This is a genomic window from Borrelia turcica IST7 (assembly GCF_003606285.1).
In the GTDB taxonomy this organism is placed as follows: domain Bacteria; phylum Spirochaetota; class Spirochaetia; order Borreliales; family Borreliaceae; genus Borrelia; species Borrelia turcica.
On the sequence record NZ_CP028884.1, the window covers coordinates 794,791 to 816,959 of the forward strand.

Here is a 22,169-nt window from a genome sequence, read left to right on the forward strand (position 1 = left end):
AATATTTTTTTAAAATCTTTCTAAATTTTTATCATTACAGTAAGTTCTCGTAAGATGTTATTATTTCGTTTTTGATATCATTTTTATTTAGGATTTGAGTTGCAATTATCTTCCCAAGTTGAACTCCTTCTTGGTCAAATGAATTTATGTTAAGTAAAAAGCCTTCAAACATTACTTTGTTTTCATAGTGAGCTAGTAGTGCACCCACTACATAAGCAGTAAGTTCTTTTGAATATATTAATGATGAAGGTCTCCCTCCTTCAAAGTTTTTATTTCTGTTTATGTCTTCTTTACCTTGAGAGAATGCAATGATTTGAGCTATTAAATTTGCTTTTAACTTGTCATTGTTTGACGTTCCCTCTACAATTACATCTTTCTTTAGTTGAGATTCACTAAACCCAATTAAATCCATTGGTACAATTTCTGTTCCTTGGTGAAGCATTTGGAAAAATGAATGTTGCACATCTGTGCCAATTCCTCCCCAAATGATTCTGACTGTTTTATAATCTATTATTTCTCCAAATCGGTTTACGCTTTTTCCATTGCTTTCCATTTCAAGTTGTTGTAAGTGAAGATAAAAGTTTTCCATTGCTTTTGAGTATGCAACAATACAATTGCTACTATAATTAAGTATATTACTTTCGTATATGCTAATTAGAGCTGCCAGAAGAGGCGCATTTTCTCTTACGTTTTTGTTTAATGCTCTCTTATCAACTTCATGAGCTCCTTGCAATATTTCTTTTGTAACATGTTCTGTAAAGCAAAGAGTAATAAGAGTAATTCCAACGGCGGATGTTGGTGAAAATCTTCCACCAATTGAATCGTGCATAAAGAAGTATTCAAGATATCCCTTTTCAAGTGCTAGCATACTTCCCTTTGAGGTAATGATTATAATTTGTTTTTGGTATTCTGTAATGCCATTATCTTCTAATTTTTTAATTAAAAATTGCATATTAGAGGCAGTTTCTAGTGTTGTTCCGCTTTTTGATACTATAATAAATAGAGTCTCATTAAGGTCTATTTCGCTTAAAACTTCTTCAGATTCGTCTGGATCAACATTTGAAATGAAATAAGCTTTCATTAGATGTAAGTCTTTCTGCTTAGCATAATTTTTAATTGCTGTATATAGTGCTTTTGGACCAAGACTTGAACCACCAATACCAATCTGTACCACATTTTTAAATGTCTTGCCTTTTATGCTTTTAATTGACCCATTGTGAACTTGTTTTGCAAATTCGAAAATTCTTTTAAGCTCTCTGTTAAAAAATTCTCGCATATTTTCATTATTCTCTGTTACTTCTGTACCCAGCTGGCCTCTTGTTAAATGGTGTAAAACTTTTCTGTTTTCACTGATGTTAATATTATTCCCATCAATTATTTCTTTATATTTTTCTATTAAGTTTGCTTCATCACTTAAATTTTGAAATATTTTTAGATGAGCCTCATTAATTTGTTTTGTAGCATAGTTGTAATGTACATTATTACCGTCTATTTTAATATCGTAGTTTTTTATTCTATCTGAACTTAAAGTTTGACTTAGTACTTCGGGGTTGATTTTTGTTAGCGCTTGAAAATTTTTAAGTTTATTAAGATTTTGGTAATTGGGCATAAATTTCCTCCAATAATGTTGTTATATAATTTAAATTTTAGTGTGTTTTTGTTCTTTTAAAGAATTTTTTTAGTTTTAAAATAATAAATTTTAAAAATTTTATTATTATATTTTTTTCTGAGTAAATTTTTAGTTGCTCTTCTCCAGCATTTGATTCACTTCTTGTAAATGATTTTCTAGCATTATTTTCATCGAGTTCAATTTCAAGTAGAGTTTTTTTATCTTCTATGGGTATTACCTTAACTTCAACTTCTTTGTAACCAAGTTCTTTTAAAACTTGATATCTTCTAAATCCTGCTACTAAATTTTTGTTTTTGTCTATTATTATTGGATAAATTAAGCCATGCTTTTTTATGCTTTCTTTAAGAGTTGTTGTATCTCCTATATTTTGTCTGATTCTGCCTTTTATTTTTATTTGTTCTAAGTCTATTAACATTGTTATTAATCCAATTGAATATTTTCTCCATTTACATCTTTGTTTCCATTTTCGTAAATAAGAGAACTTTCTTCCTTAGTATCATTTTCTTTAACATCACTTTCTTTAATACTTGAGGTATTTTCTTCCTCTACCTTATCCGTATTAATATTAGCATTTGTTGTTGCATCTTGTGTATTCTGAGAATCAACTTTGTTGTTATACTCGCTTTCAAAACTATTATTATTGTCCTTGTTTAGGTTGTTTTGATCTTCTTTTTTTACTTCATTTAATTTATCAAAATCGTAGTTTAGATACTCAAATTCATGTGTTTCAAGATTTAAGTCATCATTGCTATCAATGTTATCAATTCCATATACATTAAATTCCATTTTATTTAAAAAATCAGATTGATTTTCGTAATATTTTGACTTCTCAAATGGTTGAGTGCCTTCTATAAAAATCTCGTTTATTATTTTTTCGTTTGGAACTCCTTCTGGTAGCAAACCTGTTTCTGCTTGTATATTGACATTGATTATTCCTGTGGGTCTTATGAAAACTTTTTTAGGTAAATTCTTATGATACTCTGCCATAAATTTACCCCAACTAGGACCGGCAAGGCCTGTCCCTGTTCCAGCGGTTCCGAGTGAATATCCTTTTTTGTCAAAACCAACCCAAAGAGCTGTTGTTATGTAAGGAGAGTAACCTATTGCCCATCCGTCTGCCCAGTTTTGTGTGGTTCCTGATTTACCGGCAATGTCAGAACTGAAATCCTTAAGGTTTGTATATCTTTGGTTTGCTAAAGTTCCGTATTGAATTGTTGATTTCATCATGTCTGTCATAATGTATGCAGCCTGAGGAGATATTATTTGTGCATTAGCTCCCTTGTTCTTTATTTCGGTTAAAATATCGGATTCTACATTTGCTACTATTTTGCCATTTCTATCTTCAATATACCTTATTCCATATGGCTCTACTTCTTTACCACTGTTTCCCAAAATTGCGAATGCTCTTGCCATTTGTATTGGTGATGTTGAGATAACACCAAGTGCAAGAGGATAAACTTTGGGAAATGTTTTATTAATTTCATTTTGATCTTTTATTCCTAGTAATTTAGCAGAGTAACTAATAGCATCGTCAAATCCTAATGTATCTAATACTCTAAGAGATGGGATGTTTAGGGATAAAGCTAGCACTTTGCGTGTTAATACATTGCCTCTCCATTTTCCTCCATAATTTTCAGGAGCATAAACATCTCCTGTTTCATTGAAAAAAGCTACTGGAGAATCTGAAAACATTGTTGCAGGTGTAATCTTTTTAAGGTCAATAGCAGCTGAAAAGTATAAAGATTTAAATGCACTTCCAGGTTGTATCTTGGCTTGGGTTGCTCTATTAAATTCACTTCCTTTACTATATCCGCTTCCGCCAACCATTGCCTTTATTGCTCCTGTTGTAGTATCTATTGCGATAAATGCACCTTCCGGTTGTATTACAGAGTTTGGGTTTGTTTTATTTTTCATTGTGTATTCTTTTGTTGCTTTATCTACTGTGTCAATACCTAAAATTGCAGCAAAGCTTGCAATCAAATCAATATTATCTTCATAAAATTTTCTTGTTCTGAGTTTTTTATATTGCCTACCATTTACTCTAGTGCTTGTTATGCCAAACAAATCAGATATTGTATCAAGAACAGGAACTATCTCTGAATTAATTATTAATGTTTCAGATGATTTTGTAGAATTGTACATTTTGCGAGCTTTCAAAATCATGTCATGGGTAACTTCATCCGCACACTTTTGTGCATCAAGGTCAAGTGTTGTATATATTGAATACCCATCTTTATATATGTTTGCTCCAGCTGGAAGATGTTTAACTATTCTCTGTCTTATGTATTCTGAGAAATAAGGGGCATTGTCTTCCTTGTATGAGATAGCAGATGTGTCTGCCATACGAGTCCAATCATAGTTTTCCCAGTATGCATTAAACTCTCTCTCAGCTAGTTCAGGACTTATGATTCCATTGGCTACTACTTGATTTAGCACTGCCTTTTGTATTTTTTTAGAAAATTCGGGATTGTAAAATGGAGAATAGAGTTTTGCATTAGGTAATTGTATAAGCATTAAAACAGCTTCTGCGGTGTTAATATCTTTAACGCTTTTATTAAAAAAGAAATTAGCTGCTGCAACTACTCCGTAGTTTCCATTTCCAAAATAAACCTTATTTAAATATCTCTCAAGTATTTCGTACTTTGATAGCTTTTTTTCAAGTTGTATAGCCCACCAAATTTCATTTAGTTTTCTTAAAATAGACCTTTTTGCTTGATTGGTGTAAAGGAGTTTTGCTAGTTGTTGTGTTAAGGTGCTTCCCCCTGAGAAATATCTACCAAGTGCAATATTAAGAGCAGCTCGAAGCATTCCTATTAACGAGAACCCTCTGTGAGAATAAAATTCAGTGTCTTCACGTATTAATAGAGTTTTTATTAGGTTATCAGGCATTTCTTTTAAAGAGAGTAATTCTCTGTTCTCATCAGATATAAATTGTGTGATTATTCTGCCATTAGCATCAAAAAGTTTTGAAGGTATTGCAGGATTTGAATTACCAAAATTTCTGTCTTTTTGTATGTTAATAGTTTCAACTAAAGCAAACGAGAGTAAAATAATAGAAAAGCTAATAGTAAAGTATGTTAAATAAAGGAGTATATTGCCTTTATTATTTAAATTAAGACTTTTCAAGTTATATCCTCTTATGCAATTATACTATAAATAAAATAGAATTAATAATATTTTTATTTAGATTGTGATAATATAAAAATATTGCTATAGTTTTTATTCATATGTATTATGTAGATTCTATAATGCAAGTTAACAGTAAATAAGAATATGGTTTTAAAAGTGTTTATTCATTATTATTTTTATTTAGTGCAATTGAGTTTTTTATTATTTTAGAGTAAAAATTTTATTTTTGAGTTTATTGTAGTAACTTATGGGTGACGGATTGTCCCTAGTATTTTGAATGGAATTATTTTAAATAATTTATGAATGACCTAAGAATTTTGGATTTTGTTTCAATAAGGTTCCTAAATGTCATTTTTAATTATTCTGTGTTTTTATTGTTTGTTAGATTGAAAGGAGAGGTTTATGCTTTTGTCTAGGAAAATAAAGGATTATGAGGCTAAGTATAAAGGTAAAGAAATTAAAATGAGTACTGAGATAAACAGTTTTCTTAATATTAGAAATACTGTTGAGATGAAAGTTGGCAGTTATGTAGCATATGGAGTGATTTATTCTATTTCTATGAATAGTATTAAGATTATTTTTCAAGAAGATTCAATTTTACGGACCTTATCTAAAAATAGAAATTCAGGAAATATTCAACTTAGAAGATTCGATGATTTTGAAAATAATTCTTTTTTTATACCATCCTTAACTGTCAAGTTAGCAAATACATCGGATTATCCTTCTCAAGCTCAAGAGAGGAATTATAATTTGCTAACTTTGGATTTTTTATCTCCTATGCCGGAAGAGTTTGCTATTAAGATTGGTAAACTTCTTGATTTAAAACTTGGGCAAAACCAAAGAATACATGAGCGTATTATTGTTGATAAGGATTCACTTAGAAAACTTAAACTTGACTCAGACAAGGCTTTTATTGAATTTAATGGAAATAAGCATAAATGTTTAATTAAAGATTTATCTTATGGAGGGGCGTTATTGATTTCTTATTTTGAATATGAGGAATTGGAAGAAAAGGAAATTAATTTAACTTTGAATTTTAATATTAGAGATAAGGAAGTGCCTATTAAGGGGAAGGCAAAGAATTTGAGTGTTATTCAGACTCCTAATGGTAAAGTTTTAGCTTTAGGGATTGCCTTTCATGAGGAAGAAATTCCTATTGAATATACTATGCTAATTCATGATTATTTTAATTAGTAGGTTATTTCTTTAAAATTTGGACCCCCAATAATTTCAATATTAATTCTTTATGGGGGGTTTATTCGAATGTATAAAATGGACAAGAATTTTGAAAGTATTTAAGGTATGAGTAATTTATATATTGTATTTTTAAGAAGTAATGAATTTATTTAGACTAGCTTTAATAAGTCTATTGTTAATTGAATAACCAAGTTCACTGTTGTGGGTAAATTCGGCAAGTATTTGTTTATATACTCTCTCAGATTCTACAAATTCCTTGTATATGTTTTTTGCATATTCTTCAAGGGTGTTGTATACGGAAATGTTTTTCATATTCCAAAACCTATTAAACCAATATGAATTAAGAGTATCTCTCATAATAAGTATTCGTGTATCTTTGTCTGCTGCATATCTTCTTATATTGTCTTGTTTTTTAAATAAATAAACAGGTATTCGAGGTCTGTAATGTTCTAGTAAGTTGCCAGGAGATGCAGATATTCTTTCTTCATCTACAGCGTAATCTACTCTAAATTCTTCCTTAAGTACTTCTTGTATTTTCTCTCTTGTAATTGAACCTGGACGCAAGATTAATACATTCCCTTTATCATCAAAACCTACAACAGTTGATTCTATTCCAATGTTTGAGCATCCATTATGTTTAATTATTCCTTTGACTAGCCCATTAAGCTCTCGACTTGCCATTGCAGAACTCGTAGCACTAGGGCGTCTTGACAAGTTGGCGGATGGTGCTACTATTGGAACTCCACTCATCTTAATTAGCTTAAGGGCTATAGGTTCTCTTGGTATTCGTACGGCTATGCTACTAAGTCCTCCACTTGCAAATCTAGATATCTTGTCAGCACTCTTTAATACAAATGTTATAGGTCCTGGGGTAAACTTTTGCATTAAGAGCAAAGCACTACTGGGAATATATTCTACAAGTTCTCTTATTTTCTCTATTGAGTCAACATGTACTATCAATGGATTTGTTATAGGACGCTTTTTAACTAAAAAGATCATCCGAACAGCATCATCACTGTATGCATTAGCTCCAATTCCATAGACTGTTTCTGTAGGAAATACTACTAATTCTCCCTCTCTTATATACTTTGCTGCTCTCTCTATGTCTTGCCATTCTATTATCTCTGTTTTCATTTATTTGAACCCATAACCATATTTTATAATTTTATTTATTATTTATTAAATATTTTTTATTAAATCAAAAAATTTACAAATAAATAATTTGTGGTAATGTGTAGTTTAATTTTCCTGTTGAAAATCTTAAATTTTATATTATAATAAGCAATATGAGAAGCTTGCTTAATCTTTGTAACTTTGTTCTTATTTTTTCTCTCCTATCTTTTGTTGTTGTTAAATTGGATAGTGCTACTGTGGGTCTTGCTTCTTGGTATGGAGAAGCTTTTCATGGGAAGGTTACTGCTAATGGTGAAAAATTTGATATGACAGCTCTTACAGCTGCTCACAAGGAACTCCCGTTTAATACTGTTGTACGGGTTACTAATTTATTGAATAATAGGGTTGTTGTTGTAAGGATTAATGATAGGGGTCCTTTTAGAAAAGACAGAATCATTGATTTGTCAAAATCTGCTGCTGAAAAACTAGATTTTCTAGGAATAGGCGTTGCTCCTGTAAAAATTGAGATATTGGAAAAATTGGATGCAAAGAAAGTTGTGGCACAAGAGAATAAGAAATCTTTAGATACAGTAGATTCTTCTAAGAAAGATTCTGTTATTAGTTCAAAGTTAGATAAAGATGTTCTTATAGAGAAAAAGGAAACTAAAGAAAATGCTGTTGCAGAGAAACTTTTAAATGAAACTGAGATGGAACCAGATTTTTATATACAAGTAGGCTCTTATAAAATGAAAGATTATGCTGAGAGAGCGTATAAAACATTGCAGAAAGTTGGTTTGAATGTCTTAGTAAATGTTCATGGTCCTTTTTTTACAGTTTTTATTCCTACTGCTGCTGATGATGTACATAAAAATGTTGAACTTATTAAATCTACAGGGTACAAGGATGTTTTAGTAAGAAAGACTAAGATTTTGGGAGATAGATTAACTATAGAATAGTATTTTGTTCTATTTTTTGAAAAAATATATCTATTTTTAGTTTTATGTTTTCAAACTTTGAATAATAGACTTCTATATTAGGTAAGGATTTTAGGAAAAGCTCCCCATAAGTTTTCTCGAAAATTCTTTTATCAAAACATACTATAATGCCATAATCTTTTGAATCTCTAATTAGCCTTCCAAATCCTTGTTTGAATTTCATGATTGCTTGAGGTAGTGTTTCTTTTCTAAAAAAATTTTCTCCTGTTTGAATAGCCAATTCATTTTTTGCTATTAAAACAGGGTCTGAGGGAGTTTGGAATGGAAGTTTGGGCATTATTACCATTGTCAATTTATCTCCTTTAATGTCTATTCCTTCCCAGAAATTCTTAATCCCTATGAGTACGCTTTTTTTTTGTGATTTTTTAAAAGAATTTATTAACTCATGTTTTGGTAAATCTCCTTGTATAAAAAGATTTATATCATTTTCAAGTAGAAAATCTTTAATTGTTTTTTCTGTATATTTTAAGCTTTTAAATGATGTTAAAAGAATTAAAGTTCCGCCTTTATTTAGTAATACAAGTTCTTTAATGTATTTTATTGATTGACTTAAAAATTTTTCTTCATTATTGGGGTTTTCAATGTCAGATGTAACTGTTAGCATTGATTTTTCTTTGTAAGGAAAAGAATACGGTATTTTTTCCTTTTCTATGTCTTTATCGCTTAAGTTTAATCCCGTTTGGTTTAGGAAATATGAAAATGATTGATTTATAAGCAGAGTAGCTGAGGTAAAAATTATTCTTTTTGCTCTTTTGTACATAATTTTATTTAGTCCAGGACCTAAATAAATTTCTGATGTTTTGAATGTGGTTATATTTTTTTTATTTTCTATCCAAAAACAAAGATTGTCATCTTTATTTAAAGATATGAAATTTTTAATTAATGTTTCTTTTTCTTCTATATTCCTAACTAGTCTTTCAAGTTCAATTTTTGCTGTTTTATTTTCAAGTTCTTGTGTTATTGATGACATAGCTGATCGATAATTTTCTAGATTATAGACAATGTCCTTTAAGTGTGTTTTAATTCGTATGTAAAAATCGATTTTATGTGTATTACTAGTTATTCTGTAAACGGAGGGAAAATCTTTTTTTGTTCTTATTATATAATCTATATTTTCAAAACTTAGCATTGTTGCAATTTCAAAATTTTTCTTGTATATACCACTTATATTTTGTCTTTTGATGATTTTATCTACTTTTGCAAAAAGTTGTTTTAAACCAACTCTTGAAAAATTTTTGCTAAATAGAGCCCTTGCAGCTTCTTCTAGATAATGAGCTTCATCAATTATTATGTTTTTTATATTAGGCAGAATTAAGTTAAGGTCCTCTTCTATCTCATCTTTTTCAGAAGTATCTTCATAATTTTCTTTTTCTGTCAATATTTCATTTCTTATATAAAGATCATTTAGGAGTAAATGATGATTGGTTATGATAATATCACATTCTAATGCTTTTCTTCTTGCTTTTTTGAAGAAACATTTATTCTCATCAGGGCAGGTAATTCCCGAACATGTTTCAGTGCTAGCTGATACTTCTTCCCAAATTTTTTCGTCTACAAAATTAAGTTCGTCTTTATCACCAGTTTGTGTATTTTTTGCCCAATGGAATAATGATTCCAGATTGTTTTTATTAAATGTATGTATTAGTAGACTTCTTTCAAGTTCTTCAAGTCGACGAAGACATAGGTAGTTTCTCATTCCTTTAATGAGTCCAAACTTTATTTTAAAAGGAATGATTTTCTCTAAAGATTTAATATCTTTTTTAATTAGTTGTTCTTGAAGATTAATAGAGGCTGTTGAGATTATGACCTTTTCTTGTGTTTTTTGAATGAAATCAATAGCAGAGATTAAATAAGCAAGGCTTTTGCCAGTCCCTGTTGGTGCTTCAATAACTAGAAAATTTTCATTATCGAAGGCTTTACTGACCTTCTCTATCATTCTGAGCTGTGGTTCTCTTTTTACAAATCCTTTGATATTTAGTTCGGCTTTTTTTAGTATGTAATCAATTAAATTCAATTGTATTGATAATTCCTTTTATTAATTTTTCGAATTCTTTAGATATTTTTGATGAATTTATCTTAACTTCCTCGTGACTCAAAGGTTCCTTTTGCATACCTGATGCTAGGTTTGTGACATTTGAAATTGCTACTGTATTCATTTTAAGATACGCTGCTGTAATTACTTCAGGTACTGTTGACATACCAACTAAATCTGCACCTATTGTTTTAAAAAAGCTTATTTCGGCTGTTGTTTCATAGCAAGGACCTGAAACGGCAAGATAAACACCTTCTTTAATGTTTTCCTTAAAAATATTCTTATAAACGTTTCTTGTTAATTCCACTAAACTTGAATTACTGTAAATTGAATTTAGTTCTTGAAATCTTGCTCCCAAGTTGTCATCATTTGTTCCAATTAAGGGATTGATTCCCATAAAATTTATGTGATTGTTTATTAAAATAAGATCATTTATTTTAAATTGACTATTAATTGCTCCTGAGGAATTTGTAATGATTAAATTTTGAATTCCGATTTTTTTTGCAAGCAGTATAGGCATTATTATTTCTTTAGGGTGATAACCTTCATAATAATGAAATCTTCCAGAAAAAATAGCTATGTCTTTATTAATGTTTAATGTACCCTTATGTCCATCTACAGTTGATATTGGAAATTCTTTTATGTCTCTATAAGGAATTTCAATACCATGTTCACATATTGAATTTAAGTCGCTAAGTCCAGAGCCAAGTATTATTGCTGTTTTGGGTTTAAATTCTGACTTGTCTTTGATTGAATCATATGCTTTATCTATTCTTTTATTGATTTCTTTGAAATTCATTCTGTGTCCTTCTTTACCATGGTGTTTTCTTATTATATATTTATTTTATGAATTTTTTAAACAATGTTAGTCGTCCGGTTATGATTTTAGCTCCGATGGAAGATGTAACAGATACTGTTTTTAGGAATTTGATTCATTTAATAGGTAATGGAAAAGAGGGACCTGATATTTACTTTACTGAGTTTATTTCTGCTGCGGGGCTTGTAAGGGGATCTAGACAGTCAATGCAACATGTTTTAACAAGAAATGATGAATTGACTCGCCCTTTGTTTGCTCAAATTTGGGGTAAGAATCCCGATGATTTTTTTAATGCCATAGAAATTTTAAGCAAACTAGGATTTTGGGGAATTGACCTTAATATGGGTTGTCCTAAGAAAAAGATAGTTAAAAAGGGAGTATGTTCTGCTTTAATTTTAAATAAAACCTTAGCTTATGAAATAGTCATGGCTAGTAAGGAGGCGTGTTTAAAATTTGGATTACCTCTTAGCGTAAAGACAAGACATGGATTTTTTTGTTCTGAAGTTGAGGATTGGTTAGGATTTTTACTGGAATTGGGTATTGATATGCTGACAATTCATCCAAGGCTTGCTATCAATCAAAGTGAAGGTGCCATAGATATTAATGTGTTTGATGAAGTTGTTAAACTTAGAGACAAAATAAATCCTTCTACATTAATTATTGGGAATGGAGATATTTTAAGTTTGGAACAAGCAGTTCAAATTATAAGAGATTATTCTATTGATGGAGTAATGTTTGGGCGTGGAATTTTTAAGAATTTAAATTTATTTAAAAAAGATTCTCCTAACTTTTTGAGTAATAATTTAAATTTTAGATTAAATATATTAAAATTTCATATAAAAGATTTTCATTCTACTTGGAGCCTTACTAAGGATTTTAATAAACTTAAGAAATACTTCAAGATTTATTTTAATGAAAGTGAGAGGAATAGTGAATATTTTCATAATATTATGAGTTCAACTAATTATGAGGAGCTTTTTGAAAATCTAGGTCGAGTGGATTTTAGGGAGATTATGTTAAGTAATGAGTAGTAAGGTTTCAGAAAAATATGATTCTAAGGTTTTTGAAGATAGAATTTATAAGAAATGGCTAGATAATGGGGTTTTTAGTCCCAATGATAGCTTTAAACACAAATTTAGCATGGTAGCTCCTCCTCCAAATGTTACAGGCATTCTTCATATGGGACATGCTCTTAATTTTACCTTGCAGGATATTCTTATTCGCTACAAGAGAATGAAAGGGAATAATACACTTTGGCTTTTTGGAACAGACCATGCTGGGATTGCGACTCAATCAGTTTTTGAAAAACAGCTTAAAGAGCTTGGAAAGAATAAAGATGATTTTACTCGTGAAGAATTTATTGATGAAATTTTTAAATTAAAGGACAAGCATAGAGAAATAATTGTTAGCCAGATAGAAAAGCTTGGAGCTTCTTATGACCATTCAAGAGAGAGATTTACTCTTGATGAGGAAGCTTGTAGAGCTGTTAATAAAGCATTTGTTGATTTGTATAATAAGGGGTTGATTTATAAGGGGGAATATCTTGTAAATCTTGATCCTGGTACTGGAAGCGTTGTTAGCGACGAAGAAGTTGAGTATATAGAAATTGTTGGGAAAATTTATTTTATTAAGTATTTATTAGATGATGGTAATTTTATTGAGGTTGCAACTACTAGACCTGAGACTATGTTTGGAGATGTAGCTGTTGCTGTTAATCCTATTGATGATAGGTATAAGTCTCTGATTGGTAGAGAGGTTATAGTTCCTATTGCAAATAGAAAGGTTAAGATAATAGGGGATAGCTATGTTGATATGGAATTTGGTAGTGGTGCCTTAAAAATAACGCCTGCACATGATCCTAATGATTTTGAAATTTCAAAAAGGCATGATATCCCTAAAATAAATATCTTAAATAAGAATGCAAAACTTAATGAAAATGTTCCCGTTGAATATCAGGGATTAAGTGTAAGAGATGCAAGAGCTAAGATAGAAAAAGATTTAAAGAATAAAGGGTTATTAATAGATGTTAAGAGTCATAAACATCAAGTTGGGCATTGTCATAGGTCTGGAGAGGTTATTGAACCTTATTTGTCAAATCAGTGGTTTGTGAGAATGAAACCTTTGGCTTGTAATGCTTTAAAGGCTTTAGAAAATGATGAGATTAGATTTTATCCTAAAAAGTGGGAGAATACGTATAAGCATTGGTTATTAAATATTAGGGATTGGTGTATATCTAGACAGTTGGTTTGGGGACACAGAATTCCTGCTTGGTATGATATCAAGACGGGAGATGTTGTTGTTAGTGAGCATGACCCTTCATTAAGTGAGAAGTATAAAGATAGGCATTTTACTAGAGATCCTGATGTACTTGATACTTGGTTTTCTTCTTGGTTATGGCCATTTTCTTCGCTTGGATGGCCAGAGGCTACCCTTGATTTTAAGAATTATTATCCTACAAATACTTTAATTACTGCGTATGACATAATATTTTTTTGGGTAGCAAGGATGGTTATGGCAGGGCTTGAATTTACAGGTCAGGTTCCGTTTAGGGATATATACATAACACCTCTTTTAAGAGACAAACAGGGTAGAAAGATGTCAAAATCTTTAGGTAATGGAATAGATCCTCTTAAAATTATCAATGAATACGGAAGTGATGCTTTGCGTTTTACTGTTTCGTTTTTATCTGTACAGGGACAGGATTTAAATATTGATACTAAAGATTTTATGTTTGGCGCTAAGTTTGTAAATAAAGTATTTAATGCATCTAAATTCATTTTATCAAATTTAGATGGCAGGGTTATGTCAGACAGATTAGATTTAGACGATATTGATAAGTGGTTACTTGCAAGTTTAAATTCTACTATTGTTTCTCTAGAATGGGCGTTTAAAAATTATAAGTATAATGAGGCTACAAAAGCAGTATATGAATTCTTTTGGAATGATTTTTGTGATTGGTATATTGAAATTAGTAAAATTAATTTGAACAGTAAAGATAATAATATTCAAAATATGACTATTTGTAAGTTGATTTTTTTCCTTGAAAAATCTTTACTTTTAATGCATCCTTTTCTACCTTTTATTACTGAAGAGATTTATTCCAAACTTCCATCTTCAAATGGTATATTAGCTTTGAAAAGTTATCCTGAGACTACAAATATGGGAGAGTTTAGGGAAGAATTTGAAAGTTTTAATTCGTTTAAAGATTTTATTATATCTATTAGAACTCTTAGAAGTGAATTTAATATAGTACCAAATATTCGGATGAATGTTACCTTAAAGTTTGATAATTCTTTTAAATATGAGAGATATTTTAAGGATCATGAACATATTGCAAAGAAACTTATTAACTTTGATTGCGTATTTTACAATGAGAAATATGAAAATATGATAGGCGTACCTAATGTTGGTTTTGAAAGTTTTGCAGACATTAAGGGTTTAATAGATACTGATAAAGAACTATCAAGGCTTTCTAAGCAATTAGAGAAGTATGAAAGACTTAAATCTTCAACTTTAGAGAAGCTTAAAAATCAAAATTTCTTGTCAAATGCACCTAACGAGATTGTTGAGCTAGAGAAATCGAAATTGGAAGAGTTTGATTCTTTTATATTAAAAATTAGTAATTACATTAATAATTTAAGAGAATAGTTTTGGATTTGTTAGGTGAATATGATAAATGGTTAAATATTATTGTCATTATTTTGTCGCATTCATTTAATAAAGATGAAAATATATATCTATTAAATTCTTCTTCATGCCAATTCTTGACATGACACGCCTCGTTTCCTATATCTCTTATGTAGTGCATGCTATTTCTTAAAGTATCTATATTTTCAGTAGTTAAGTAAGGTTTGATTTCAAATAGGAATATTTCTATGTTGCTATAAAGGCTTTTATTAAGTTTTATTTCTGGATTTAATATTTTAGAATATCTTATTATTATATATTCAAGCCACAATCTAAGAATCTGTATTCCACTTCTTATGTAAATTTCAGCAATTTTCTTCGCTTGATTGTAATAAAAATAAGATGTTTCTGATATATCTTTAAAAAGATTAGATTTTACATCTCTAATTAAATTTGATTCAACTTGTTTTAATAGGATGCCATTATGTTTAGTAAGTACATGATTAGGTTCTGTTATAAAATCTTTTTGATAATAGGAATTTCTCCTTGAAGAAGAAAGGCGTTGCCATAAAGGACATAGTTGCCACTCTAGATTTGGCAATAGATTGTATTGTAATCTATTGCTTTCTTTCCTTCTAATGGATTGTTTACTTATAGATTTAAATGGGATGGGCTCAGGTTCTCTTAATAGACTATGATATTGAGTAAATATACGACTAGATTCTGTAGGTTCCATGAATTTTTGTTGAAAGCTTGTTATTAAGGGGCTTGTGTTCCACTCTAGGCATGGAAATAGTTCAATTTGTTCTTTATTGTTTTCCTTTTTTTGAATAAATTTTTTATTTAGGTAATTCATTAATTAATCCTTTTGCGATTTTATCATATGTCTTTTATTCTTAAATCCTTTTACTTTAGAATAATTAAAATTTGCAAGTTTTAATCCTTCTTTTACAATTTTGGACGAAGAAAATGTTGCAAGTTTTGTGCCTACTTTGCTCTTTTGCGAAATTAAAGTAAATATTTCCTTACTCCACATTCTGGGATTTTTGCTAGGATTAAATCCATCTAGGAACCAATAGTCTATATACTTGGGAATCTCTTTAATTTTTTCCTTAGCGTCTCCAACTAATATTTTTAAATTAACTTTGTCTGTTATTTTTAGCTTTATGTTTTTTTTGGGTAGACTTGGGTAATTTTTGAGTAGTGACCGAAAATAATTTAATTCTTGGCTAAAAAACTTTGATATTTCTTTTATTTTCTCTTTTCTTACTGGAAACTTTTCAATTGAATAGTAATTAATCTTTGTTTTAATATCGTTTTCTTTTAAGTGTTTTAAAAGTGCTATGAAGTTAAGTCCAGTTCCAAAGCCCAATTCTGCAATATTTACAGTTTCTAAATGTAAAAGCTCTTTGTCTAGATCACAACCCTTAATGAATACATAAGTGCTTTCTTCGAGTCCGTATTGTGGATGATAATAAATATCATCAAATTTATTTGAATATAGAGTCTTATCTTTAAATACTAATTTATTCATTAGCTAATATTTTGGATTTAAAAGAAATCCCAAGTGAAAGATTTTCATTTTTAAGAATAATATAATAGAATATCATACCTAAATTTGAATTGTTTGATTAGAATAATATGAATTAACCAATAGCTTTTTGAATAAGCCTTAAAATTTTGTCTTAAGAGAAACTAAGATAAAAACTTAGTTTCTCAGTTTATTCTTCTATAATAGCTATAATCTCTTTTGCCTTTAAAATAAGGTGTTCCTTATCCTCAATCTTAACAGCAGCTCCAGCATACTTTTCATAAAGCACAGTATCCCCAACCTTAACAGTAATTTCTTCCTTATTAGAGCCAATAGCTATAACTGTTCCAATATTTGTTTTCTCTTTTGCATTCTCTGGTATATATAATCCTGAGATTGTTTTACTCTCAGCTTCTTTTATCTTTATTAAAACTCTATCAGCTAAAGGTTTAATATTTTTCATTTAAAACATCTCCTTGATTTGATAATATAATATTACGAAAAAGTGAAGTATTAAGTCAATATGTTTAGAGTATGCTTGAAACTTATTCTAATTTTAAAGATAATTCTTTTAATAAAATACAAGTTTAGGTGGGGAAATAGGTTGATAACAGTAAGTAATTTAGAAGTTGCATTTGGAGAGAGAATTTTATTTAAAGATGTTAATATTAAATTTGCTCCTGGAAATTGTTACGGAATCATTGGGGCTAATGGGGCAGGAAAGAGTACTTTTTTAAAAGTTTTAGGAGGAACTATTGAGGCTAGTAAAGGTGATGTTTTTATTCCTAAAAATCAAAGAATGGCCGTACTTGAGCAAAATCAATTTGCTTATGATAATTTTAAGGTAATTGATACTGTTATAATGGGGCATAAGAAGCTTTATGCTGTTCAAAAGGAAAAGGATGAAATTTACGAGAAGCCTGATTTTAGTGATGAGGATGGCATTAGAGCTGGAGAGCTTGAGGCCGAATTTGCTGAACTTGGAGGTTATGAGGCTGAATCTGAGGCTGCAGTGCTTCTTAAGGGACTAGGGATAGAAGAATCAATCCATGGTAGCTTAATGAGAGATATTGAGGGGGCTTTAAAAGTAAGGGTCTTATTAGCACAAGCTCTTTTTGGTGATCCTGACATATTACTTCTTGATGAGCCTACTAACAATCTTGATATTCAGTCAATTAAGTGGTTGGAAGAATTTTTGATTGACTTTGAAAATACTGTTATTGTTGTATCGCATGATAGACACTTTTTAAATCAAGTTTGTACTCATATTGTTGATATTGATTATGGAAAAATTCAAGTTTATCTTGGTAATTATGATTTTTGGTATGAAACTAGTCAAATTTTGAATAAGCAATTAAAAGATGCTAAGAAAAGATCTGAAGAAAAAATTGCAGAACTTAAAACTTTTATTCAAAGGTTTTCAAGTAACGCGTCAAAGTCTAGGCAAGCGACTTCAAGAAAAAAGTTAATTGATAAGATTAAAATTGAAGATTTAAAGCCTTCTTCTAGAAAATTTCCTTATGTTAACTTTAAGAGCGAAAGAGAGCTTGGGAAAAATGTTCTTACAGTTAAGAATTTAACTAGAGAATTTGAAGGACAGCATATTCTAAATAAGTTTAGCATTGTAGTGGAGCCTGGTCAAAAGGTTGTGTTTTTAGGTAGTCCAATTTCAGCAAGTTTTCTTTTTGACATAATTACTAATGAAGATAGAAATTATAAAGGACATTATGAGTGGGGTTCTACGGTTAAGTTTGCCTATTTTAATAGAGACAATGAAAAATATTTTAATTTAGATTTAAGTTTGGTAGATTGGTTAAGACAGTATTCAAAGGAGCAAGATGAAACTTATATTAGAGGATTTTTAGGAAGAATGCTTTTTAGTCAAGATGAAGCTTTAAAGAAAGTTAGTGTTCTCTCAGGGGGCGAGAAGGTTAGGTGTATGCTTTCAAAGATAATGCTTAGTGGAGCTAATGTATTATTGTTAGACCAGCCAACCAATCATTTAGATCTTGAAGCTATTACATCCCTAAACACGGGACTTCAGGAATTTAAAGGAGTTGTTTTGTTTACATCTCATGACCATCAGTTTATTGACACTATTGCTAATAGAATTATTGAATTTACACCAAATGGGATCATTGATCGTTACATGACTTTTTCAGAATATGTTGATGACTTTAAAGTTAGAGAGATGAGAAATGAGCTTTATGGGGGGCAGTCTAGTTTAACACTTTAATAGGGGTTGATTGTTTTAGGATATTTATAATTTTGATTAAGAATTTTTATGTCTTTGTGTTTTTTATTTCTTATTTTTCTCTTTCAGCAGACGTTGATCTTTATTTTCAGAGAGCTTTAACAGGAAAAATAATAGGCAGTCCTATTTTAGATGAAAGGCGTAATACGATTACAGTATTGACCAAAGATAAGTGGCTTTTAACTTATAATATGTCTTTGGAGAAAAAGTATTCTTATAGAATAGATAGAACTCCTTATCCCTTTCTCTTAAAGGATTTTGATAATGGATATTATGTTATTACAGTTCGTAATGAAGTTCAAAAGATTAGAAGGGGGCGACTTGCTTGGAAATATAGACTAAGCTCTTCTCCTATAAAAGCTCCCTCAATAGGTAATGGCTATATTTTAATTCCTCAGAGTGATTCAAGAGTTGTTGCACTAAGACTTAGTGATGGTCATAAAATTTTTGAGGTAAATATAGAAGGAAAAGCAGCAACTTCTGCTGTTGTTCTTGAGAATGGTAATTTTTATATTGCAAATGAAAATTGTACAATGTTTTCTTTCAGTTCTTTAGGGAAAAGCCTATGGAGTGTTCCTCTTATATCTTATCCCAATGTATTTATGATAAATACTAATAGTGAGATTATTGTAGGACATCAATCTGGTGATATTGTTATTTATGATAGTGATGCAGGGGAGGTTTTAGGCGCTCTTACTCTAGATCATCCTATTAATTTTTTGTTTGAAAAATTTAACGGGGAGTATGTTGCAGTATCTAATGTTGGAGTTTTATTTAATTTAAGTAGAAATCTTGAGATTAGATTCACTAAGCATTTAGGATTTAATGTAAAAGAGGCTATCCTTTATAATAATCAAAATCTTTTTATTGCGATAAAACCTAATGGGGCTTTATCTCTTAATGAATATTTCGAGCCAGTTGATAGATATGATAATATGAAAGAAGTATCTGGGCTTAGTGCTAATTTTGGAGTAATTGCTACAGGTGGGCTTAATTGGATAGTAACTACTTATTATTATGAATATAAAGATGAACTTGATGTTAAAATTTGGAATCATCCATTAGGTAATAGATATCATCAAAATAGAATAGATTACAGGGAAAGGTCTTTAGTAGATTATGAGGAAATTTATTTGTCTCTTGATGAAATGTTAAATGCTGAATATAGTAGGAGTGCTTATAATAAATTTATAAATACGCTAGATTCTCTGGCTATCAGGTATGGCAATCTCCCAAAGAAATATTTAGATTTATATAAAAAAGCTTTTAATAATTGGCTTTCCCCTAAGGATGGAGTTGATAGAATAGCACAAAGGGGAGAGCTTTATAAGTATTTTATGTATGTTAATGATGAATCTTCAATTAAGAGTTTTATAAATATGGCAATTAAAGAAAAGGATATCAGTAATATAATTGAATTAGTTAAAAATGTTGCTAAGTTTGAGTATTATCATGGGCAGGATGGTCTTGTGTATAGTTATATGCAGTATGTCATATTAAATTATCAAGGAAATTTAGACATAGCATATGCTGTTCTTTTAAATTTGCGAAAAATAATTTTAAACTCTACAGAAGACACACTTAAAGTATATAGGGATAAATGTTTGACTTTATTGAAGTTTATAAAAAGGCAAAATTTTTCTGAGAAAATTAATAAACATATTAATGAAATTATTGCTGTTCTTTAAACTATTTTTTGATAAGTTTGAAGTTTTGATTTTAAATAGTACTTGTTATGTTAAAATTTAGGTTTAAATTTATTCTTATTTAGTTAATAATAGGAATATAATTAACTATAGGAGAATTTTTGTTATGAATAGAATATGGGTGATATTTATTTCTTTCTTTATTTTCTTAAATTTTTTTACTCTTCATGCTAGAGAAATTGATAAGCAGAGATTAAAAGATTTTGTTGATATGGACCTTGAATTTGTGAATTATCGGGGTTCTTATGATAGTACGAATACATATGAACAGATAGTAGGGATTGGTGAATTTTTAGCTAGAAATTTAACTAATAATAAATCTAATTATTACAACAAATATTATGTTAATAGGTATGTTGACGAGAAAGACGAGAAGAGCAGTTCTGATGTTTTTCTTATTGGTGATAGGTCTGCTCTTGATAGTATTTTAAACCTTAGAAGAATACTTATGGGATATTTGATGGGAGTTTTTAGTTACAGTCGAGATAGTGCAGAATTACTAGCTAAAGCTATTACGATATACAATGCTGTTTATCGAGGAGATTTGGACTATTACAGTGAGAGCTATATTCAGCCTGCGCTTAAAGATGCAACTAAAGATAATATTGGACTTTCAAGAGTTTATAGTCAGTGGGCTGGAAAGACTCGTATTTTTATTCCTCTTAGGAGAGATATTTTATCAGGAAGTATTGAATCAGATGTTGATCTTGATAGGATAGTCACAGACAAGGTAATAGCATCTCTTTTAAATGAGAATGAAAGTGGTGGGACGGATTTTGCAAGAGATATTACGGATGTTCAGGATGAAGTTCATGATATAGATCAAGAGAAGGTTGATGCTGAGACCGATACTTTAAAGAGTATTGAGGAAGAGTTGGATGAAACTATAGAGGATTTAAGGGAGCAGTTAGAGAAATCTACTAATGAGGAAGAGAAGGGGGAGATACAGAAGCAGATAGAAGAAAAGAGAAGTGAGAGAGATGTTTTGGAGAAGAAGGGAAATGAACTTAAGGATTCTCAGGAGAAATTAGATAAAAGTCAAGATAAGTTAGATACACAAAGGGATATGGTAAAGGAGAAATTACAAGAAAATATTGATGAAGAGAATAAGGATAAGAATTTACCAAAACCAGGGGAGATAAGTTCACCTAAAGTAGATGAGAAGGAAGAGTTGAATGAAACTATAGAGGATTTAAGGGAGCAGTTAGAGAAATCTACTAATGAGGAAGAGAAGGGGGAGATACAGAAGCAGATAGAAGAAAAGAGAAGTGAGAGAGATGTTTTGGAGAAGAAGGGAAATGAACTTAAGGATTCTCAAGATAAGTTAGGTACACAAAGGGATATGGTAAAGGAGAAATTACAAGAAAATGTTGATGAAGAGAATAAGGATAAGAATTTACCAAAACCAGGGGAAATAAGTTCAGATAAAGTAGATGAGAAGAAAGAGTTGGATGAACAGATTGGGAAAGCAGGGGATGATGTTGAGAAAAAACTTAATTTGGATAATAGTAAAAAAGATGATAATACTGATGTTTCAGTATCGGATACACAAACACTAAATTCTAAAATGCAGCCTGGAGAACAGGCTGCAGGAGATAAAGCATCTGTTGAGAGTAGTAAGAGTAAATCTGTTTTTTTAGAAGTTCTTAATCCAAGTACTAATTTGGGAGTGTTGCAGTTTATTGATTCCGATGGAAATAAATTGGAAGAGACTTCTCAATATGGAATTAGACGATATGGTGTTTATGAGAGGGCAGATGACTTGGTGGCCATAAAACTCTGTTCAGGGATTGCAAAGCTTCAACTACTTAATAAAGTAGAAAATTTAAAAGTTGAATCTGAATCACAGTTTGAATTAAGTAGAGATTCTTCTCTTTTTGTTGATGCAAAAATGATTTTAGTAGTCGTTAAAGATAATAATGTTTGGAAATTAGCAAAATTTTCTTCAAAAGATTTGAGTGATTTTATTCTCTCAGAGGATGAAGTTTTGCCATTTACAAGCTTTACTGTTAGTGACGAGTATGTTTATTTACAAGATGCATCTAAAAAGGTTATTACTCTAGATTTAAAAACTTTAAAAAAGGTATCTTAAGCTTTATATATTTTTATTTTTAAAATAAAAATGGAGAAGAACTAAT

General features: G+C 30.0%; 16 protein-coding genes. 7 read left to right on the top strand and 9 right to left on the bottom strand.

The window, feature by feature from the left end; genetic code table 11:
• Nucleotides 1-34: 34 nt before the first annotated feature.
• The 3 genes from DB313_RS03815 to DB313_RS03825 are packed head-to-tail and all read right to left on the bottom strand — an operon-like array spanning nt 35 to nt 4,756.
• Nucleotides 35-1,609: a glucose-6-phosphate isomerase gene (locus DB313_RS03815; RefSeq protein ID WP_120104498.1), complete on the bottom strand. Its 1,575-nt coding sequence runs from the start codon at nt 1,607-1,609 to the stop codon at nt 35-37.
• 37 nt (nt 1,610-1,646) lie between these two features.
• Nucleotides 1,647-2,045, bottom strand: a complete 399-nt coding sequence (locus tag DB313_RS03820) for a ParB N-terminal domain-containing protein (protein WP_120104499.1) — start codon at nt 2,043-2,045, stop codon at nt 1,647-1,649.
• A gap of 5 nt (nt 2,046-2,050) precedes the next feature.
• Entirely contained in the window at nt 2,051-4,756 is a 2,706-nt protein-coding gene (locus DB313_RS03825; protein ID WP_120104500.1) for a penicillin-binding protein 1A, read from the bottom strand.
• Between the two features lie 405 nt (nt 4,757-5,161).
• Here DB313_RS03825 and plzA point away from each other — a divergent pair, with 405 nt between their 5' ends.
• Nucleotides 5,162-5,953, top strand: a complete 792-nt coding sequence (gene plzA / locus DB313_RS03830; protein ID WP_120104501.1) for a c-di-GMP-binding receptor PlzA — start codon at nt 5,162-5,164, stop codon at nt 5,951-5,953.
• A 132-nt stretch (nt 5,954-6,085) separates the two neighbouring features.
• On the opposite strand, the gene DB313_RS03835 is transcribed toward plzA, so the two are convergent.
• The gene (locus DB313_RS03835; protein WP_120104502.1) at nt 6,086-7,090 is read right to left on the bottom strand and encodes an L-threonylcarbamoyladenylate synthase; all 1,005 of its coding nucleotides are present in this window, start codon (nt 7,088-7,090) and stop codon (nt 6,086-6,088) included.
• A 152-nt stretch (nt 7,091-7,242) separates the two neighbouring features.
• Between DB313_RS03835 and DB313_RS03840 the strand changes: the two genes are divergently transcribed.
• On the top strand, nt 7,243-8,025 hold the full coding sequence (locus DB313_RS03840; protein ID WP_120104503.1) for a septal ring lytic transglycosylase RlpA family protein: 783 nt from the start codon (nt 7,243-7,245) through the stop codon (nt 8,023-8,025).
• On the opposite strand, the gene DB313_RS03845 is transcribed toward DB313_RS03840, so the two are convergent.
• The gene (locus DB313_RS03845; protein WP_120104504.1) at nt 8,015-10,078 is read right to left on the bottom strand and encodes an ATP-dependent DNA helicase; all 2,064 of its coding nucleotides are present in this window, start codon (nt 10,076-10,078) and stop codon (nt 8,015-8,017) included. The genes DB313_RS03840 and DB313_RS03845 overlap by 11 nt on opposite strands.
• Complete coding sequence (locus DB313_RS03850) at nt 10,065-10,895, bottom strand: purine-nucleoside phosphorylase (RefSeq protein WP_120104505.1); 831 nt, start codon at nt 10,893-10,895, stop codon at nt 10,065-10,067. The genes DB313_RS03845 and DB313_RS03850 overlap by 14 nt, the downstream gene beginning before the upstream one ends.
• Before the next feature lie 47 nt (nt 10,896-10,942).
• Here DB313_RS03850 and DB313_RS03855 point away from each other — a divergent pair, with 47 nt between their 5' ends.
• Both DB313_RS03855 and valS read left to right on the top strand, forming a co-directional pair.
• A complete protein-coding gene (locus tag DB313_RS03855; RefSeq protein ID WP_120104506.1) occupies nt 10,943-11,944 on the top strand; it encodes a tRNA dihydrouridine synthase in 1,002 nt (333 codons plus the stop codon).
• Nucleotides 11,937-14,561, top strand: a complete 2,625-nt coding sequence (valS, locus tag DB313_RS03860) for a valine--tRNA ligase (RefSeq protein ID WP_120104507.1) — start codon at nt 11,937-11,939, stop codon at nt 14,559-14,561. Before DB313_RS03855 ends, valS begins: the two co-directional genes overlap by 8 nt.
• Here the strand turns inward: valS and DB313_RS03865 are convergent.
• From DB313_RS03865 to groES, 3 genes are all read right to left on the bottom strand, one after another.
• Nucleotides 14,542-15,396, bottom strand: a complete 855-nt coding sequence (locus DB313_RS03865) for a DUF4145 domain-containing protein (protein WP_120104508.1) — start codon at nt 15,394-15,396, stop codon at nt 14,542-14,544. The genes valS and DB313_RS03865 overlap by 20 nt on opposite strands.
• 3 nt (nt 15,397-15,399) lie before the next feature.
• Entirely contained in the window at nt 15,400-16,074 is a 675-nt protein-coding gene (mnmC2, locus tag DB313_RS03870; RefSeq protein WP_120104509.1) for a tRNA (5-methylaminomethyl-2-thiouridine)(34)-methyltransferase MnmC2, read from the bottom strand.
• A gap of 187 nt (nt 16,075-16,261) precedes the next feature.
• Nucleotides 16,262-16,534 carry a co-chaperone GroES gene (groES, locus tag DB313_RS03875; RefSeq protein ID WP_120104510.1) on the bottom strand — a complete coding sequence of 91 codons (273 nt, stop codon included), beginning with the start codon at nt 16,532-16,534 and terminating at the stop codon, nt 16,262-16,264.
• A 141-nt stretch (nt 16,535-16,675) separates the two neighbouring features.
• On the opposite strand from groES, the gene DB313_RS03880 reads away from it, so the two are divergent.
• From DB313_RS03880 to DB313_RS03890, 3 genes are all read left to right on the top strand, one after another.
• Nucleotides 16,676-18,307, top strand: a complete 1,632-nt coding sequence (locus DB313_RS03880; RefSeq protein ID WP_120104681.1) for an ABC-F family ATP-binding cassette domain-containing protein — start codon at nt 16,676-16,678, stop codon at nt 18,305-18,307.
• Between the two features lie 26 nt (nt 18,308-18,333).
• Entirely contained in the window at nt 18,334-20,013 is a 1,680-nt protein-coding gene (locus tag DB313_RS03885; protein ID WP_238614534.1) for a PQQ-binding-like beta-propeller repeat protein, read from the top strand.
• A gap of 124 nt (nt 20,014-20,137) precedes the next feature.
• Nucleotides 20,138-22,123 (top strand): P83/100 family protein, encoded by a 1,986-nt coding sequence (locus DB313_RS03890; RefSeq protein ID WP_120104512.1) that lies wholly within the window; start codon nt 20,138-20,140, stop codon nt 22,121-22,123.
• The last annotated feature ends 46 nt before the right edge of the window (nt 22,124-22,169 follow it).

What these genes read in the sequence shown, in the direction of transcription:
- DB313_RS03865 (WP_120104508.1), bottom strand. Translation starts at nt 15,396, where the DNA reads ATGAATTACCTAAATAAAAAATTTATTCAAAAAAAGGAAAACAATAAA.
- DB313_RS03840 (WP_120104503.1), top strand. Translation starts at nt 7,243, where the DNA reads ATGAGAAGCTTGCTTAATCTTTGTAACTTTGTTCTTATTTTTTCTCTC.
- groES (WP_120104510.1), bottom strand. Translation starts at nt 16,534, where the DNA reads ATGAAAAATATTAAACCTTTAGCTGATAGAGTTTTAATAAAGATAAAA.
- DB313_RS03850 (WP_120104505.1), bottom strand. Translation starts at nt 10,895, where the DNA reads ATGAATTTCAAAGAAATCAATAAAAGAATAGATAAAGCATATGATTCA.
- DB313_RS03835 (WP_120104502.1), bottom strand. Translation starts at nt 7,090, where the DNA reads ATGAAAACAGAGATAATAGAATGGCAAGACATAGAGAGAGCAGCAAAG.
- DB313_RS03820 (WP_120104499.1), bottom strand. Translation starts at nt 2,045, where the DNA reads ATGTTAATAGACTTAGAACAAATAAAAATAAAAGGCAGAATCAGACAA.
- plzA (WP_120104501.1), top strand. Translation starts at nt 5,162, where the DNA reads ATGCTTTTGTCTAGGAAAATAAAGGATTATGAGGCTAAGTATAAAGGT.
- valS (WP_120104507.1), top strand. Translation starts at nt 11,937, where the DNA reads ATGAGTAGTAAGGTTTCAGAAAAATATGATTCTAAGGTTTTTGAAGAT.
- DB313_RS03815 (WP_120104498.1), bottom strand. Translation starts at nt 1,609, where the DNA reads ATGCCCAATTACCAAAATCTTAATAAACTTAAAAATTTTCAAGCGCTA.
- mnmC2 (WP_120104509.1), bottom strand. Translation starts at nt 16,074, where the DNA reads ATGAATAAATTAGTATTTAAAGATAAGACTCTATATTCAAATAAATTT.
- DB313_RS03890 (WP_120104512.1), top strand. Translation starts at nt 20,138, where the DNA reads ATGAATAGAATATGGGTGATATTTATTTCTTTCTTTATTTTCTTAAAT.
- DB313_RS03855 (WP_120104506.1), top strand. Translation starts at nt 10,943, where the DNA reads ATGAATTTTTTAAACAATGTTAGTCGTCCGGTTATGATTTTAGCTCCG.